The organism is Stenotrophomonas sp. 3diitr2024 (genome assembly GCF_042136455.1).
Lineage (GTDB): Bacteria > Pseudomonadota > Gammaproteobacteria > Xanthomonadales > Xanthomonadaceae > Stenotrophomonas > Stenotrophomonas sepilia.
Genome location: NZ_JBHHMJ010000024.1, coordinates 1 through 16,168, shown reverse-complemented (window position 1 = coordinate 16,168; position 16,168 = coordinate 1). Strand labels below are relative to the sequence as shown.

11 protein-coding genes are annotated in these 16,168 nt (G+C 68.7%); 5 read left to right on the top strand and 6 right to left on the bottom strand.

The annotated features are described in order from the left end of the window. Positions 1 to 133: 133 nt before the first annotated feature. On the bottom strand, positions 134 to 1,000 hold the full coding sequence (locus ABGA94_RS00370) for a methylglyoxal synthase (RefSeq protein ID WP_005421060.1): 867 nt from the start codon (positions 998 to 1,000) through the stop codon (positions 134 to 136). 167 nt (positions 1,001 to 1,167) lie between these two features. Here ABGA94_RS00370 and ABGA94_RS00365 point away from each other — a divergent pair, with 167 nt between their 5' ends. Further along, positions 1,168 to 3,576, top strand: a complete 2,409-nt coding sequence (locus tag ABGA94_RS00365; RefSeq protein WP_375366000.1) for an ATP-binding protein — start codon at positions 1,168 to 1,170, stop codon at positions 3,574 to 3,576. On the opposite strand, the gene ABGA94_RS00360 is transcribed toward ABGA94_RS00365, so the two are convergent. The 3 genes from ABGA94_RS00360 to ABGA94_RS00350 form a co-directional block, all read right to left on the bottom strand. Beyond that, entirely contained in the window at positions 3,562 to 5,007 is a 1,446-nt protein-coding gene (locus ABGA94_RS00360; RefSeq protein WP_005421057.1) for an FAD-dependent oxidoreductase, read from the bottom strand. The genes ABGA94_RS00365 and ABGA94_RS00360 overlap by 15 nt on opposite strands. A gap of 85 nt (positions 5,008 to 5,092) precedes the next feature. Beyond that, positions 5,093 to 9,547 (bottom strand): glutamate synthase large subunit, encoded by a 4,455-nt coding sequence (gene gltB / locus ABGA94_RS00355; RefSeq protein WP_375365998.1) that lies wholly within the window; start codon positions 9,545 to 9,547, stop codon positions 5,093 to 5,095. 173 nt (positions 9,548 to 9,720) lie between these two features. Beyond that, entirely contained in the window at positions 9,721 to 10,110 is a 390-nt protein-coding gene (locus ABGA94_RS00350; RefSeq protein ID WP_032954733.1) for an I78 family peptidase inhibitor, read from the bottom strand. Between the two features lie 111 nt (positions 10,111 to 10,221). On the opposite strand from ABGA94_RS00350, the gene ABGA94_RS00345 reads away from it, so the two are divergent. After that, entirely contained in the window at positions 10,222 to 11,280 is a 1,059-nt protein-coding gene (locus ABGA94_RS00345; protein ID WP_053497997.1) for a DNA topoisomerase IB, read from the top strand. Here the strand turns inward: ABGA94_RS00345 and ABGA94_RS00340 are convergent. Beyond that, positions 11,268 to 11,576 carry a hypothetical protein gene (locus ABGA94_RS00340; RefSeq protein ID WP_005421049.1) on the bottom strand — a complete coding sequence of 103 codons (309 nt, stop codon included), beginning with the start codon at positions 11,574 to 11,576 and terminating at the stop codon, positions 11,268 to 11,270. The genes ABGA94_RS00345 and ABGA94_RS00340 overlap by 13 nt on opposite strands. 196 nt (positions 11,577 to 11,772) lie before the next feature. On the opposite strand from ABGA94_RS00340, the gene ABGA94_RS00335 reads away from it, so the two are divergent. The 3 genes from ABGA94_RS00335 (at position 11,773) to ABGA94_RS00325 (ending at position 15,222) form a co-directional block, all read left to right on the top strand. Beyond that, a complete protein-coding gene (locus ABGA94_RS00335; RefSeq protein ID WP_375365996.1) occupies positions 11,773 to 12,879 on the top strand; it encodes an SDR family oxidoreductase in 1,107 nt (368 codons plus the stop codon). A 111-nt stretch (positions 12,880 to 12,990) separates the two neighbouring features. Beyond that, on the top strand, positions 12,991 to 14,406 hold the full coding sequence (locus tag ABGA94_RS00330; protein ID WP_197598838.1) for an XVIPCD domain-containing protein: 1,416 nt from the start codon (positions 12,991 to 12,993) through the stop codon (positions 14,404 to 14,406). Between the two features lie 3 nt (positions 14,407 to 14,409). Beyond that, on the top strand, positions 14,410 to 15,222 hold the full coding sequence (locus tag ABGA94_RS00325) for a hypothetical protein (RefSeq protein WP_134956120.1): 813 nt from the start codon (positions 14,410 to 14,412) through the stop codon (positions 15,220 to 15,222). Here ABGA94_RS00325 and ABGA94_RS00320 read toward each other — a convergent pair. Further along, a partial coding sequence (locus ABGA94_RS00320) for a serine hydrolase domain-containing protein (RefSeq protein WP_375365994.1) occupies positions 15,181 to 16,168 on the bottom strand: 988 nt, incomplete at its 5' end. The two genes, ABGA94_RS00325 and ABGA94_RS00320, sit on opposite strands and share 42 nt — an antisense overlap.

Sequence of the window (16,168 nt, the reverse complement as noted above, 5' to 3'; positions counted from 1 at the left end):
CGCGGCATGGATGCCGCGGCCAAGCCCCCAGGGACGGGTTCACGGCGTCCCCCGCAATTCCACCCATCCCGGCCAACCTCATGATCGTGCAGCCCCCACCCACCACGAGGGGCGCAGCCGTTGGCCGAAACCCTCACCCCGCCCGCAATGCCGCCGCGGCCGCCCAGCGTGCCGCCACCCGCGGCGCGGTGATGCACACCGCCTGGTCGGTCACCGTCGTCACCGCGCGCTCCAGCAGCTGGATATCGGCCTCGTGCTGGCGTGCCACATGCGGGTCCTCGAAGAAGATCGCGCGCTGGCAGCGCCCCTCCAGCACACGGTCGGCAATCTGCGCATCGCCGCCCATCGGGCCACTCTGGTAGCGCGTCACCCACGGCGTATCGCTGGGCCAGCCGCGGCTCCAGGCCAGTTCGTTCAAGCGCTGGCCGGTGGTGCCGGTCGCCACGCGCTCGCCGAACCGTGCCAGCACATCGAAGTGCTCGTCGGCGAAGGCCAGCATCGCCGGCTTCATCGCGTCGTGCGCGATCAGCGCCAGCGTCTGGTGCTGGAAGGCATGCAGATCGTCGGCACCGGTATCGGCAGCCAGCCCGGCGTGGATGCGTTCCACCTCGATCCAGTCACGCGCAGTGGCCACCGTTGAAATGAACGGCTTGCCGTGGATCACGCACTGCCGCTTGAGCGCGGTTGCCTCCGGAAACACCGAGGAAGGATCGACCGGGTCGATCAGGTAGATCGCACCGTCCAGGGTGCGCTCCGGCCCCATGCCAACCACTTCGGCCACCAGTTTCATCAGGCCGCCCTCGCGCCCGTAGGGGTAGCGGTGCAGGCCGCCGTAGCTGGCCAGGAAGCCCTGCCGTTCGATCGCATCGTGGGTGCGCCCGACCGCGTGCAGCGATACCCCCAGTTCACGCAGCCCGGCCTCGCTGGCACGCAGCCAGCGGAACAGCGCGGCGCGCGCATCGTGGTGATGGAGACGGTTGGCGGCCAGGCCGATACGCATCGAGCGCTCCGTAGGGACGGGTAGAAGCGGCAGTGTATGTCGGCATTCGCCGATAGGGATGTTTTTCGAATTTTTCTCATTGTCGCGGAAGCGCGCCTCGCTAGCGTGGCTGGCAGCGGTACCGCTGCGCGGCCGTGGTTCCTGCCCGCGAAATGAGGATGTCTACCGTGAATGTCGCCGGCCGCCGCGCCGTCGCCGCTGTCATGGCATCGCTGTTGCTGCCCGGCATCGCTGCTGCGTCCGGCTGTGCGAGTCCACTGCAGGTGGCATGGCGTTCCGATCGGCCGCCGCTGTCATACAACGCGCAGGGCGACCTTGCGGGGTTGGCTGCGGATTACCTGCCGCTGCTGGGCCCGCAGGCGGTGCAGCATGCGCGGCCGTTGCCCGCAGCGGTGCTCACCGATGACCCGCTGCCGGCTGGCACCCAGGTGCTGCTGGGCTGGCCGCGCGCACAGCTGCCGACCGGCTGGGTGGCCAGCAGCCCCTACCTGGAAGTGCCACAGGTGATCGTGCGGCGCGAGGGTGCAGCGCCAGTGCTGGGGTTGGAGGGACTGCGTGGCCGCAGCGTGGCCAGCCCGGACCGGCTGCCGCTGGACGCATTGCTGGCCGAACAGGCCCCGGGTGCGCAGCTGCTGGCACCGGCGCCGCTGGACCACGCGCTGTCACTGCTGCGCGCCGGGCTGGTCGATGCCGTGGTGGCCAATCTCGCCGAAGTCGAAGCCGCGCTTCGCGCCGTGCCGGGTGACCCTCTGGTGATCGCAGCACCCGCTGGCTTCGGCGATGCACTGGTGCTGGCCGCTGTACCGGCCTGTGCCGCGGTGGTCGCTGCCTTCGACCGGGAGCTGCAGCGGGAGGGCGATGCGCGTCGGGCATCGGTTCGCAGTGCCTGGCTGCCGGAACTGCCACGTGCGCGTCCCGCCGGTTCGGCACTGCGCTGGCTGGTGCCGGTGTCGCTGATCCTGCTCGCGCTGATACTCCTGCATGCCTTCGGCTACTGGCGCGTGCATCGCGAGAGCGTGCGTCGCCGGGTGCTGGAGCAGCGCTTGCATGAAGTCACCGCGAACCTGCCGGCGGTGGTCTACCAGGCGCGCCGTTCGGCAACCGGCCACTACAGCCTGGCGCAGATCGCCGGCGACGTGCAGGCGCTGTTCGGCGTAGCCGTGGAGACTGAGCGGATCGACCATCTGCAGCTGCTGGCGGCCGTGCATGCCGGTGACCGCAGCCGGGTGATGGCGAGCATCGAAGCGGCCGCGCTCGTGCGCGGTCCGATCGACGTTACCTTCCGCACCCGGTCGGCACAGGGCTGGCGCTGGGTCCGATCACAGGGACGACCGTTGCCGTGCGATGACAGCAGCGTGGAGTGGAGCGGCTACTGGATGGACGTCAGCGAAGCCCAGGCGCGTGCAACGGCGTTGGCCGAGGCGCGCCGCGAGGCCGAGCAGGCGGCGCTGGCCAAGGGCCATTTCCTGGCGACCATGAGCCACGAGATCCGCACGCCGATGAGCACCCTGCTGGGCATGCTGGAGCGGCTGGCCGGCACTGACCTGGATGCGGGCCAGCGGGAGGTGCTGACCACCGTGGGTGAGGCTGCGCAGATGCTGCGGCAGATCCTCGACGATGTGCTGCACAGCCAGCGCCTGCAGCCGGCGCCCCTGCAGCTGCGTCCGACCGATCTGGCGGCGCTGGTGGGCGCGGTGCAGCAGCTGTTGATGCCCGTCGCGGCCAGCCGCGGGCTGCACCTGTGCAGCGAGATCGACCCGACGTTGCAGCCCTGGTCGCTGGCTGACGGGCTGCGCCTGCGGCAGGTCCTGTTCAACCTGGCCGGCAACGCGCTCAAGTTCACCCTGCAGGGAAGCGTGGTGTTGCAGGTCCACGTGCTGCAGCAGCGCGACGGCGGCCAGCGACTGCGCCTGCAGGTGACCGATACGGGCGTGGGCATCAGCGTGGAGCGGCAACAGGCGGTGTTTGCCGCCTACGAGCAGGCCGAGGCGTCGACCACGCGCCGTTTCGGCGGCAGTGGCCTGGGGCTGTCGATCTGCCGCGAGCTGGCGACGTCGATGGGCGGGCGTCTGCACCTGCGCAGCGTGCCCGGCAAGGGCACCACTGTGTGGCTGGAGCTGGACCTGGCGGCCTGTGCGGCCCCCGCTGCGGGACCGGCGATGGCACGGCCCGCGCAACGACCGTTGCCGCCGGCGCGGGTGCTGGTGGCCGAGGATCATCCGACCAACCTGCAGTTGCTGGCACAACGCCTGTGCGAGCTGGGACTGCAGGTGCACGCCTACAGCGACGGCCTGCAGGCATGGGAGGCCTGGCAGGCGCAACCGTTCGACCTGGTCATCACCGACTGCCATATGCCGCACATGGATGGCTTCGCGCTGGCCCGGGCGATCCGTAGCGATACCCGCGCTGCCCATGCTCCGGTGCCGATCATTGCGTTGACCGCCAGCGTGCTGGAACGCACGCGCGAGGCCTGCCGTGAGGCGGGCATCGACCATTTCCTGGCCAAGCCGCTGGAGGCGCACGAACTGCGCGCGCTGCTGCAACTGCTGCTGTTGCCGGACTCAGTGCGCCAGTAGGCGGACGATGCTGGCAGCGGCGTCGCGGCCTTCGGCCACCGCGGTTACCACGAGATCGGCACCACGCACCGCGTCGCCACCGGCGAACAGGCGTGGATGCGCGGTCTGGAACGGCAGGCGGTCCTTGCCACCGGCGAGGATGCGGCCATTGGGCTGGGCTTCCACCCCCAGTTCCGCCAGCCACGCCGGCACGCTCGGCGAGAAGCCGAAGGCGATGATCACCACGTCTGCCTCCAGCAGCGACTCACTGCCTTCGATCGGCACCGCGTTCTGGCGGCCATTGGCATCGGGCTCGCCCAGCCGGGTCTCGACCACGGTCACGCCGATCACCTCGTCGTCGGCGCCGGCTTCGATCGACAGCGGCTGCCGGTTGAACAGGAAGCGCACCCCTTCCTCGCGTGCATTGGCGACTTCGCGCGCGCTGCCGGGCATGTTGGCTTCGTCGCGGCGATAGGCGCAGGTGACCTTGGCCGCGCCCAGCCGCACCGCACTGCGCACGCAGTCCATGCCGGTATCGCCACCGCCCAGAACCACCACGCGCTTGCCGTTGAGGTCGGGCAGGGCGATGGTGTCTTCCCAGCCGGCGATCGGCCGGCCCTTCGGATCATCGCCGCCGACGATGCGGCTGTTCTGCACCAGGAACGGCAGCGCCGGCAGCACGCCCTTCAGGTCCTGGCCGACCAGGCCACCATCGGTATAGCGGTAGGCGCCGGTGCCGATGAACACCGCATCGTGACTGTCCAGCAACTGCTGCACGCTGACATCACGGCCGATCTCCACGCCGAGGCGGAACTGCACGCCCATGCCTTCCAGTACGTCACGGCGGCGATGGATCACATCCTTGTCCAGCTTGAAGCTGGGAATGCCGAACTGCAGCAGGCCACCGATCTGCTCGTAGCGGTCGTAGACCACGGCGGCAATGCCGGCGCGTGCCAGGCGGTCGGCACAGGCCAGCCCGGCCGGGCCGGCACCAATCACCGCCACGCTGTGGCCGGTCGGCTGCACCGCGCCCAGGTCCGGGCGCCACCCACTGGCCAGTGCGGTATCGACGATGTACTTCTCCACCGCACCGATGGTGACCGCGCCGAATTCCTCCAGCGTGCAGCTGCCTTCGCACAGTCGATCCTGCGGGCAGACCCGGCCGCACACTTCCGGCAGCGGGTTGGTGCTGTGGCACAGCGTGGCGGCCTCGTGGATGCGGTTTTCCTGCACCAGCTGCAGCCACTGCGGAATGGCGTTGTGCACCGGGCACTTCCAGCTGCAGTACGGGTTGCCGCAGTCCAGGCAGCGGCCCGCCTGGTACTGGGCGTCTTCCTTGCCGAACTTGCCGTACAGCTCGCCCCAGTCGCCGGACGTGCGCAGTTCCACCGGGATGCGCTGCGGCATGGTGCGGGGCAGGTCGAGGAACTGGAAGGCGTGCTTGCGGCTCATGGCGGACTCTGTGGTGTTTTCCGGATGCCGGCCAGCGGCCGGCACTACGTGATCCTGGGTTGCCGGCCAGCGGCCGGCACTACCGTCAGGCGGCGCGTCGCAGGGTTTCGGTCAGCGACTCGATGCTGGCGGCCTTCGGTTTGACCAGCCAGAACTTGCCGATGTAGTCGCGGAACTCGTCCAGGATCTGCTGTGCCCAGATGCTGCCGGTCAGCTCGCGGTGGCGGCCGATCAGGCGGTGCAGGTGCTGGCGGTAGTTCTCGAAGCCTTCGGCGGAGACGCGATGGATGTCGATCAGCTCGTGGTTGTAGCGGTCGACGAAATCGCGGTCCACGTCCAGCACGTAAGCCAGGCCACCGGTGAAGCCGGCGCCGAAGTTCAGCCCGACCTTGCCCAGCACCAGCACCACGCCGTCGGTCATGTACTCGCAGCAGTGGTCACCGGCACCTTCCACCACTGCCAGCGCGCCCGAATTGCGCACCGCGAAACGCTCGCCGGCGCGGCCCGCGGCGAACAGCTCGCCACCGGTAGCGCCATACAGGCAGGTGTTGCCGATGATGGCGGTGCTGCGTGCCTCGAAGCGGGCGCCACGCGGCGGACGCACCACCAGCCGGCCTCCGGCCATGCCCTTGCCGACGTAGTCGTTGGCTTCGCCTTCCACTTCCAGGTGCAGGCCCCCGACGTTGAAGGCACCGAAGCTCTGCCCGGCGCTGCCGCGGAAGCGCAGTTCAAGCGGTGCTTCGGCCATGCCCTGGTTGCCGTGCGCGCGCGCCACCGCGCCGGCCAGGCGGGTGCCGATGCTGCGGTCGGTGTTGTGGATCAGGAAGCGGTGCTCGCCACCGCGCTTGTGCTCGATGGCTGGGGCCAGCAGCCCATCCATCTGCGTGGCCAGGCTGTCCGGCGATTCGTACAGGCGCTGGGCGGCGCAGTGGCTGCCTTCGTAGCGGGCATCGGCCAGCAGGCGCGACAGGTCCACGCGCACGCCATCGCGGGGCGCGGCCTCGATCTGCCGCAGCAGATCGGTGCGGCCGACGATCTCTTCCAGCGAACGCGCGCCCAGGTACGACAGCCAGCCGCGCACTTCCTCGGCCAGCAGCCGGAAGAAGTTCTCCACGCGTTCGGGCTGGCCGGTGAAGTGGTTCTCGCGCAGGCGCTCGTCCTGGGTGGCCACGCCGGTGGCGCAGTTGTTGAGGTGGCAGATGCGCAGGTACTTGCAGCCCAGCACGATCATCGGCGCGGTGCCGAAGCCGAAGCTGTCCGCCCCCAGCAGCGCGGCCTTCACCACATCCAGGCCGGTCTTCAGGCCGCCATCGGTCTGCAGCAGGGTGCGCCCGCGCAGGTCGTTGGCCAGCAGCGCCTGATGCGCTTCGGCCACGCCCAGTTCCCACGGCACGCCGGCATAGCGGATCGAGCTGACCGGCGACGCACCGGTGCCGCCGTCATGGCCGGAGATGGTGATCAGGTCCGCACCGGCCTTGACCACGCCCGCCGCGATCGTCCCGACGCCGGCATGGCTGACCAGCTTCACCGACACCAGCGCGGTCGGGTTGACCTGCTTGAGGTCGTAGATCAGCTGCGCCAGGTCTTCGATCGAATAGATGTCGTGGTGCGGTGGCGGCGAAATCAGGCCGATGCCCGGACGCGCATAGCGCAGGCGTGCGATCAGCTCGTTGACCTTGTGCCCCGGAAGCTGGCCGCCCTCGCCGGGCTTGGCGCCCTGCGCGACCTTGATCTGCAGCACTTCGGCATTGACCAGGTATTCGGCGGTGACGCCGAAGCGGCCCGAGGCCACCTGCTTGATCTTGCTGCGCTTGGCGGTGCCATAGCGTGCGGGATCTTCTCCGCCTTCGCCGGAATTGCTGCGGCCACCCAGGCGGTTCATCGCAATCGCCAGCGCCTCGTGCGCTTCCGGCGACAGCGCACCCAGGCTGATCGCTGCGGTATCGAAGCGCGGGAACAGTTCGCTGGCCGGGGCGACCTCGTCCAGCGGCACCGGCATTGCGGCCGGCACCAGCTCCAGCAGGTCGCGCAGCGCCGACGGCGGACGCGCATGCACCGCATCGCAGTACTGCTGCCACGCACGCGGATCGCCGCTGCGCGCCGCGCGCTGCAGGGTGGTGACCACGTCCGGGTTGTACATGTGGTACTCGCCGCCGTGCACGTACTTCAGCAGGCCGCCCACGTCCACGTCCTGCTGCGCGTCCCACGCCTGCGCGCACAGCTCGCGCGCGTCGGCATCCAGGCGTGCGAAGCCGGCGCCGCCGATGCGCGAGGCGGTGTCCGGGAAGCACATGTCCACAACCTCGCGTTCCAGGCCGATGATCTCGAACAGCTGCGCGCCGCGATAGCTTGCCACCGTACAGATGCCCATCTTCGAGATGATTTTCGACAGGCCCTTGTAGATGCCCTTGCGGTAGCGGCGGCCGATCTGCGACTGCTCGCCGCCCTTGCTGAGCTTGAGGATGCCGCGTCGGCCCAGGTCGAACAGGGTCTGGTAGGCCAGGTACGGATACACCGCGGTGGCACCGAAGCCGAGCAGGCAGGCCATGTGGTGCGGGTCGCGCGCGGTGCCGGTTTCGACGATCAGATTGACGTCGCAGCGCAGCCCCAGCCGCGAGAGGTGGTGGTGGATGGCGCTGGTGGCGAGCAGGGCATGCACCATCGGCCGACCGGCCACCGGATAGCGGTCGGACAGCAGCAGCATCACCATGCCCTGGCGCGCGGCCTGCTCGGCCTCGCTACAGATGCGCTCGATGCCGGCACGCAGGCCCTCGTCTTCGCTGTAGGACAGATCAAGCAGGCGGTTGGCCTGCACGTACTGGTCCATCTTCAGCAGCTGGCGCAGCTTGCGCTGGCTCAGCACCGGCGAGTTGAGGATGACGTGGTTCACCGTCTCCGGGCCGGCATGGAAGATGTTGGTCTCCTTGCCGAGTTGGGTGGACAGGGACATCGCGCAGTCTTCGCGCAGCGGATCGATCGGCGGGTTGGTGACCTGCGCAAAGGCCTGGCGGAAATAGTCGTACAGCGGACGGCTGCGCTGGCTCAGCACCGCCATCGGTGTGTCGTCGCCCATCGAGCCGGTGGCTTCCTGCTCGGTCTCGGCCAGTGGCCGCAGCACCTGTTCCACTTCCTCGCTGCTGAGCTGGTAGAGCTTGTGATAGCTGCGCAGGGTGGCTTCGTCGAACGGCTCTTCCACCAGCGACGGGTCGATCAGTTCGGTCTGCAGGTAGGTCACGCCCTGCTGCAGCCACTGCTTGTACGGCGCGCGACCGCGGTTGATGCGGTCCACCGCGTCCGAATCGAGCAGGTCGCCGCGCTTGAGGTCGATGGCCACCATTTCGCCGGGGCCGAGCTTGCCCTTGCGCACCACGCGCTCGGTCGGCACTTCCCACACGCCGGCTTCGGAGGCGACCAGGAAGTGGCGGTCGGCGGTGAGCATCCAGCGCGCCGGGCGCAGGCCGTTGCGGTCCAATGTACACACCGCATAGCGGCTGTCGCAGGCGACGATGCCGGCCGGGCCGTCCCACGGCTCGCTGTTGAGGCCGTGGAATTCGTAGAAGGCGGCCAGGTCGGGGTCCTTGAACTCCAGCGACTGGGTGGCCGGCGGCACCAGAATGCGCAGCGCCTGGATCAGCTCCATGCCACCGGCAACCATCAGCTCCAGCATGTTGTCCAGGCTCTGCGAATCCGAACCGTGCATGGAGATCACCGGATCGAATTCGGCGATGTCGAAGCGCGGCGTCTTCCACACCTTGCTGCGCGCCTGCGCCCAGCGACGGTTGCCTTCGATGGTGTTGATCTCGCCGTTGTGGGCGAGCATCCGGAACGGGTGCGCCAGCGGCCAGCGCGGCAGCGTGTTGGTGGAGAAGCGCTGGTGGAACACGATCGCGCTGGAGGCCAGTTCGCGGCGTTGCAGGTCGGGGAAGAAGCGGCTGAGCTTGTCCGGCAGCACCATGCCCTTGTAGCTGATCGCATCCGGGGTGAGGGTGGTGACGTAGAAGTCGGCATGGTCGCGCAGCTGCTGTTCGCTGCGGCGACGGGCCAGGAACAGCGCCAGCGCGAAGCCGGCATCATCCTGGCCGACGCCGGCATCGACGAACACCTGCTCGATGCGTGGCAGGGTGTCGCGCGCCAGCTGGCCGCAGACGCTGTCGTCGGTGGGTACCTCGCGCCAGCCGGCGACCTTGCAGCCGACCGCTTCGAGCTGCGCCTGCAGCTGCGTGCGGCAGGCGTGTGCAGCCTCGGCATCGTGCGGCAGGAACACCAGGCCGGCAGCGAAGCGTGCGGCGACGGCGATGCCGGCTTCACTGGCCAGCAGTTTCAGGAACGCATCGGGGCGGCGCAGCAGCAGGCCGCAGCCATCGCCGGTCAGGCCATCAGCGGCGACGCCGCCACGGTGGGTCATGCGCGAAAGCGCGGCGATGGCGGTATCAACCAACAGGCGCGAAGGTTGATCGTCGAGCTGGGCGACCATGCCAAATCCACAGGCATCGCGCTCGGAGCGCGGGTCGTAAAGCCCTTGGCGGTTGCGGGGGGCCATCTCTACCTCGATGCGTATAGGGTTGGCGGCGACACTCGTCCCCGCTCATTCCCTGGAGCGCATCGTGAGGCCACCGGATGCCTCGACTAGATCACAGGTTGCTGCAGCGCCGCAATACACGGTTGCAGGTGCAACAGAACGCGCCGGCATCCCGTGCCGGCGCGCGGACGGGCTCAGCCGCAGCGCACGCCGCTGACCAGGCCCTTGTCGTCCACTTCGATGTTCAGGCGGTCGCCGAGGAACTCCATGGTGGCGACGTCATTGGGCTTCATGACGCGCAGCTGGTGGGCACCGGCATCTTCCTGCGCCTGCTTGCCCAGCGCGTCGGCGTAGGCCTGGCCGACCAGGCTCTGCACCTGGCTGGCATCGCAGGTGCCGACCGGCGGTGCCTCGGTGGCCTTGCCGGTTTCGTCGGCCGGCGCCTTGGCGGCTTCGGCCGCCTGCTGGGCATGGGCAGTGGCCGAATCCTGTTCATCCAGCGCCGGAGCCTGGCAGGCGGTCAGGGCCAGCACGGCAGGCAGCAGCAGGGCGGAGAGCGAACGGGCGCGAATCGGGAACGACATCATGACTCCGGAAGGGATTGTGAAAGCCCGAGCATAGCGGCGAACCGACCCTCACGTGTTTGTCTTCTGTTATCGACAGGTTCGCGGCATCGCGACAGCGACACTGCGGTCATGCCAACCTCCTCTACCCCCGAACGACAGGCCGCGCGCGCGGCCGGCCTGCGCTATGTCGATGACACCCAGCCAGGCATCAGCCGGCGTCGCGCCGGCAAGGGCTTCAGTTACCGCGATGCCGATGGCCACGCGGTTCGCGATGCCGCCACCCTGCAGCGCATCCGTGCGCTGGCGATTCCACCTGCGTATACCGCCGTGTGGATCTGCGCCCACGCCAATGGCCACCTGCAGGCCACCGGCCGCGATGCGCGTGGACGCAAGCAGTATCGCTACCATGCCGATTGGGCGAAGGAGCGCGATGCCGGAAAGTTCGACCGCATCATCGCCTTTGGCGAGGCGTTGCCCACGCTGCGGCGGCGGCTGTCGCGCGATCTGAAGCAGCCCGGCTTCCCGCGCGACAAGGTGCTTGCGGTGGTGGTGGCCCTGCTGGCCGACACCCTGGTGCGGGTGGGCAACGAAAGCTATGCACAGGAAAACAAATCCTACGGGCTGACAACGCTGCGCAACCGCCACCTGGACCTGCTGCGCGGTGGCCGCGTGCGCATGCGCTTCCGGGGCAAATCCGGGCAGTTGCACGAGGTGGTGGTGGGCGATCGGCGGCTGGGCACGCTGGTGCGCGGCATCCAGCAGCTGCCCGGACAGGCGCTGTTCCAGTACCGCGACGACGAAGGCGCGCTGCAGCCGGTGGATTCCGGCGCGGTGAACGACTACCTGCGCGAGGTGATGGGCGAAGACTTCACCGCCAAGGACTTCCGCACCTGGGGCGGCACGCTGGCGGCGGTACAGGCATTGGCCGCCACCGAACTGCCGGAACCGGCCAGCCAGCGCGCGCTGGCCAAGGCGCAGCGTGAAGTGGTCTGCCAAGTGGCGGCACGGCTGGGCAACACGCCGGCCGTGTGCCGCAAGGCCTACATCGACCCGTGCGTGTTTGCCGGCTGGGAGCGCGGTGAGCTGGCCTCGCTGGCCGGCCTGCGAGGCCCGCGGCAGTGGGAGCAGGCCACGCTGAAAGTGCTGCGCCGGGCGCGGCGGCTCAGTCGCAGTCGTCAGCCGCAGTAGATCGCAACGATGTTGTTGGTCCGGCCCTTCTCGATGGTCAGGCGGTCGCCGCCTTCGCTGGCCGGCGGCACCCTCGGGCCGTCGTGGCGCAGGACCCGCACGTGCAGGCTGTCGCTGTCCACGCGTGCGCGGGCCACAGTGGCGTCCGAGGCGGCCAGGCCCACCGCGCCGCGCACCCTGTCGCTATGGCACTGGCCGGAAATCACACCGTCGATCGGCTGCACCTGGGCCATCGGTGTGCTGCTGCAGGCGGCAAGGGCAAAGCAGGCGGCGGCGGTGGCGATGGCATGTTTCATGGAGGCACTCCTGGTGTGATTGCGTGCAGGGTGCGACGTCAGACGTGGTGGCGGAATGAATGCCGTGCACATCGTGGACACGGCGCGCTCACCGCCGCCAACAGCGTGGGTGGAGACACTGCAGGAGCGGCATGGGCCGCCCCCCGGTAGTGCCGGCCGCTGGCCGGCAGCCCCTTTCCCTCCCGAGGAGACCTGCATGGCCACCACCAGGAAGACCCCCGCCCGCCGTAAGGCATCGCCGAAAGTGCGCAAAGGCAGCACCCCGACCAAGACGGTCGCCGACCCTGATCGCCCGCGCGTGGTGAAGACCGCAACCCGCAAGGCAGCCGCCAGTGATCCACGGGCGGCACGCGTCGCTGCACGGCAGCGGCGCCTGCAGGACCAGGAGAAGGCGAAGGACGCCCGCGCGGCCAAGAAGGCAACGAAGAAGACCGCCACCCAGGCCGGCGCACGCCGGCAGCCGGAGGCGATGCCGGCACAGCAGCTGGCCAAGCCCGGGCACGAGCACGAACTGGAGCTGGCGCCCCGTTTCCTTGCGCCCGACTACACGGGCAGCGGCAAGCTGCAGGGCATGCGTGCGATCGTCACCGGTGGCGACTCCGGCATTGGCCGTGCGGTGGCAGTGTTGTTCGCGCGCGAAGGTGCGGATGTGGCGGTACTGCACCTGGACGAGGCCGAAGACGCGGACATCACCCGCCAGCACGTGGAACGCGAAGGCGGCCGCTGCGTGGTGATCGCCGGCGATGTGCGCGATCCGCGTTTCTGCAACAAGGCCGTCAAGCAGGTGGCCAAGGCGTTCGGCGGCATCGACATCCTGGTCAACAACGCCGCGTTCCAACTGCACTGCGAGCGCCTGGAAGATCTGGAGGATGCGCACCTGCAGGAAACCCTGCAGACCAACATCGGCGGTTACATCCAGATGGCGCGTGCGGTACTGCCGCATCTGGGCGAAGGCGCCGGCATCATCAACACCGGCTCGGAAACGGGGATCTTCGGCAGCAAGGCGCTGATCGACTACTCGGCCACCAAGGGCGCGATCCATGCGTTCACCAAGGCGCTGGCCAGCCAGCTGCTGCCGCGCGGCATCCGGGTCAACTGCGTGGCGCCGGGGCCGGTGTGGACGCCGCTGAACCCCGCCGACAAGCAGGCCGAAGACGTGGCGGAGTTCGGCAAGGACAGCGACATGGGCCGGCCCGCACAGCCCGAGGAACTGTCGCCGGCGTATGTGTTCCTGGCCTCTCCGGCCTGTGCCAGTTACATCAGTGGGGTGATCCTGCCGGTGATGGGCGGGCCACGGGGCTGAGTGTGATCTGCCTGAATGCGGCGTGGCGGCGAAGGTGTGCGGTGCGTCAAAAAGCCCCAGCCGGCGGCTGGGGTAGGCTGACTCCGTACTGATCACGTCCAAGGAACGACCATGCCCGAGATGGATATCGATGCGGCGGCCAACGAAGTCGTCGCCCTGCTGAGGCAGAACGACCCGCGCGCTGCAGCCGCCCGCCTGAACGCCCTGCACGACGGGCAGAGCGCCGTGGTGCAGGAAGCGCTGGATCGCTACGTGTCGGTGCGCGCCGCCACCGAGCTTGAGACATTGCGGCGCAGCGGAGGTGTTGCCGCAGCTGATGCGACGACGGTGAACCCGATGCTGGACCGTCTGAGCAACGCGGAGCGTCCACCACGGATGCCCGACGCGGCTGAGACCGCAGGCCTGAGCCAGGCCCAGCAGTACGACGTTTATGGCAGCATCGTGGCCCAGCGCGGCAACACTGCGGCGAATGACGCGATGGCGACGCAGGACCGCGTGGTGCTGGGGCTGCGCGACGAGAACCGCACCACCGAGGCACGTGGGCGTGGGGTCTACGACGACCGCATCGTAGTGCTGTGGAAGGATGCGCAGGGCCAAGGCCATGTGCGCGAGTTCAACCAGGCCACGACCGAGCCGACCGCCCAGTACGACGGTCATGCCAAGACCACGCCGCGCAGCCCGGGCTTCGGCAATGTGGCGCCACGCACCAAGACCGAGGGTGAGGATGTCAACGGCGACCGGGTCAAGGACCTCGGACGCCTGGGCGAAGGCACTACGGAGATGCGCGCGACTACTCATCCACGCAATGGCCATCCCGATGAGTTCGCGCTGCGTCCTTCGCAGGATGCAATCACGGCGGGCACCGGACGGGTGGAGCGCGACAGCAATGGCGACGGCTGGTTCGATGCGCGCGATACCCAGGGCGTGCAGGACCTCAACGACACCTTCAAGATCCATCGCGGCAGCCGGTCCAACACCGATTCGGCCGGCTGCCAGACCATCGGCGGCGGCGAGTACGACGACTTCGTGTCGACGGTGCGCGGCACGCCTGGGCAGAACCGCTGGCAGTACGTGCTGACCTCGGTTGCACCCGGCCAGGCGCGCGAGCTGGGGCAGGATGTGCCGCTCGCGGCCAACGACGATCCCCGTCAGCCGCAGCATCGCGACCATGCCCTGCAGCAGCAGATCAGCACCCGCCTGCACACCCTGGGTGGACGCTACGCCGAGCATGCCGACGACTACAGTCTGGTGATGCTGCGCGAAGCGAAGGCCGCGGGCATCACCCGGGTCGACCAGATCGTGGCCAGCAATCCCAGTGCTGGACGTGCGGCGGGCGAAACACTGTTCCTGGTGCAGGGCAGTCCGGGCGATCCTGCGGCGCTGCGCGCAGGGGTCAATGCAGCCGAGGTGCGCGACACCGCGGTGGAATCCAGCCTGCGCCAGCTGCAGCAGCAATCGCGCGAACAGGCGGCACCCGTGGCCGCGCCTGCACAAACGCAGGAAGCGCCGGCGATGGGAGGGCGTTGAGCGATGATCCGATCACACCTGAGTCTGACCGTTTCGTTGATGCTGCTGCTGGCCTGCAGCGCCTGCGCGCCCGCTGGAGAGCGCGTCGCACCGGTAGCGCCTGCCGCCAGCTCACCGGCGAAACCGGAGGCCTTGCCTTTGCAGACCCTGCCCGCTGATCGCGGATTGCCCGCACTGCCGGAAGCCTCTGGCAGCGCCCACCCCGGCGGCCGCTACGAAGCACTGCCGGAACCGGCCAGGCAGGTGCTGGCGCAGTTGAAGTGCAAGGTGGAGGGCGCCAGCAAGGTGCAGGTGCTTTCCATTCCAGCGCAGGGTGGCCAGCAGGACTTCATGGTTACCGACAGCAGCGGGCCGCGTTTCCGCTACTGGATGCGGTCGTTCTCCGGCAGTGGCGGTATCACCGGCTATCTGGTGCAGCTGCAGGGCTGCCCGGCAACCACCACGGGCATGCGCGCCTACATCGCAGAGGGAGCCGCACCGCTGCAGGATGTCACCGCATCCATCCTGGCGCAGGCCGGGTTGCCCGATGCGGCGACCATGACGGCCTACGAGGACAAGGGCGCGGGCGATCTGTTCGCCTTCATCGGCGTGCTGGACAAAGTGCCCGTGCTGCGTTGGGTGGCCGAAGCCGACCCCGAACAGCCACTGACCGCCGATGCACGCAGCTTCGACCATGGCAATGCCATGCACGGCGGTTTCCTGCGCTGGAACCAGGATCACTTTGAAGTGTCCAGGACCGTGCCGGCCGGGTTATGGCCCTGCGATGACAGCCCGCTATTGCCGTGCCAGGGCGACCCGTTCGTGACCGGGCGTTGAGGCATCGCGCGCATAGAAATCGGCAATGCGTGGAATGAACTGCTGTGGATTGGCACCGACAAGATTGGTCAGTACCACCACCGCCACGCCGCGCTCGGGATAGACCACGAAGGCCGAGCGCGCACCGCCGATACCGGCCACCTGAAGGTCGGGCGATGCGTGCAACACCGGCCAGCCACCCGCCCACGGGCCGGCACGGCCATCCGCCAGGCGCTCTACGCTCCACATCCGCCGCAGGGCCGTCTCCGGCAGCAGGCGGCCTTCGGTCAGCGCGACCAGCCAGCGCGCGGTGTCGTCGGCGGTGGTGAGGATGCCGCCACCCGCCCACAGCGAAGGCGGTATGTCGTAGAACCAATGCGACAGGCGGGACGGCGCATCTACATCGTCGGTGGCACGCGGGGCCAGGCTGTACATCGTCGCAGCATCCGGAATCAGGTCGTAGCTGTCGCCGAAGGTGGTGCGGGCCATCCGCGCGCTGCTGAACTGGCCGGTGACGAGGAAACGTTCGTAGGGCATGCCGGATTGCTGCGCGATGATCCGTGCCAGCAATACGTAGTTGGTCTGGTTGTAGGCGAAGCGCTGCCCAGGCGCCGCTTCCAGCGGTCGAGCTGTCACCGCCGCCCATGCCTGTGCTTCGGAACCTCCGCCCAGCAGCCCGTTCGCATCAAGGATGTCCGGAAGGCCGGAGGTATGCGCCAGCAGCTGGTGTACGCGTACGTCTCTCCACGCTGGCGGAAGATCACCCAGATATCGCGAGGCCGGCGCGTCCAGATCCAGCTGCCCTTGCTGAGCCAGCTGCGCGGCAGCCACGCCGGTAAACGCCTTGGTGGCCGAATTGAGCGGGAAGCGGGTGTCCCGCGAGGCAAGCACGCCGTTCTCGACGTTGGCCAGGCCGTAGGCTTCGGAGAGCACGATCTGCCCGTCCTTGACCACCGCGACCTGCAGC

What these genes read in the sequence shown, in the direction of transcription:
- ABGA94_RS00360 (WP_005421057.1), bottom strand. Translation starts at nt 5,007, where the DNA reads ATGAGCCGCAAGCACGCCTTCCAGTTCCTCGACCTGCCCCGCACCATG.
- ABGA94_RS00350 (WP_032954733.1), bottom strand. Translation starts at nt 10,110, where the DNA reads ATGTCGTTCCCGATTCGCGCCCGTTCGCTCTCCGCCCTGCTGCTGCCT.
- ABGA94_RS00325 (WP_134956120.1), top strand. Translation starts at nt 14,410, where the DNA reads ATGATCCGATCACACCTGAGTCTGACCGTTTCGTTGATGCTGCTGCTG.
- ABGA94_RS00345 (WP_053497997.1), top strand. Translation starts at nt 10,222, where the DNA reads ATGCCAACCTCCTCTACCCCCGAACGACAGGCCGCGCGCGCGGCCGGC.
- gltB (WP_375365998.1), bottom strand. Translation starts at nt 9,547, where the DNA reads ATGGCCCCCCGCAACCGCCAAGGGCTTTACGACCCGCGCTCCGAGCGC.
- ABGA94_RS00370 (WP_005421060.1), bottom strand. Translation starts at nt 1,000, where the DNA reads ATGCGTATCGGCCTGGCCGCCAACCGTCTCCATCACCACGATGCGCGC.
- ABGA94_RS00330 (WP_197598838.1), top strand. Translation starts at nt 12,991, where the DNA reads ATGCCCGAGATGGATATCGATGCGGCGGCCAACGAAGTCGTCGCCCTG.
- ABGA94_RS00335 (WP_375365996.1), top strand. Translation starts at nt 11,773, where the DNA reads ATGGCCACCACCAGGAAGACCCCCGCCCGCCGTAAGGCATCGCCGAAA.
- ABGA94_RS00340 (WP_005421049.1), bottom strand. Translation starts at nt 11,576, where the DNA reads ATGAAACATGCCATCGCCACCGCCGCCGCCTGCTTTGCCCTTGCCGCC.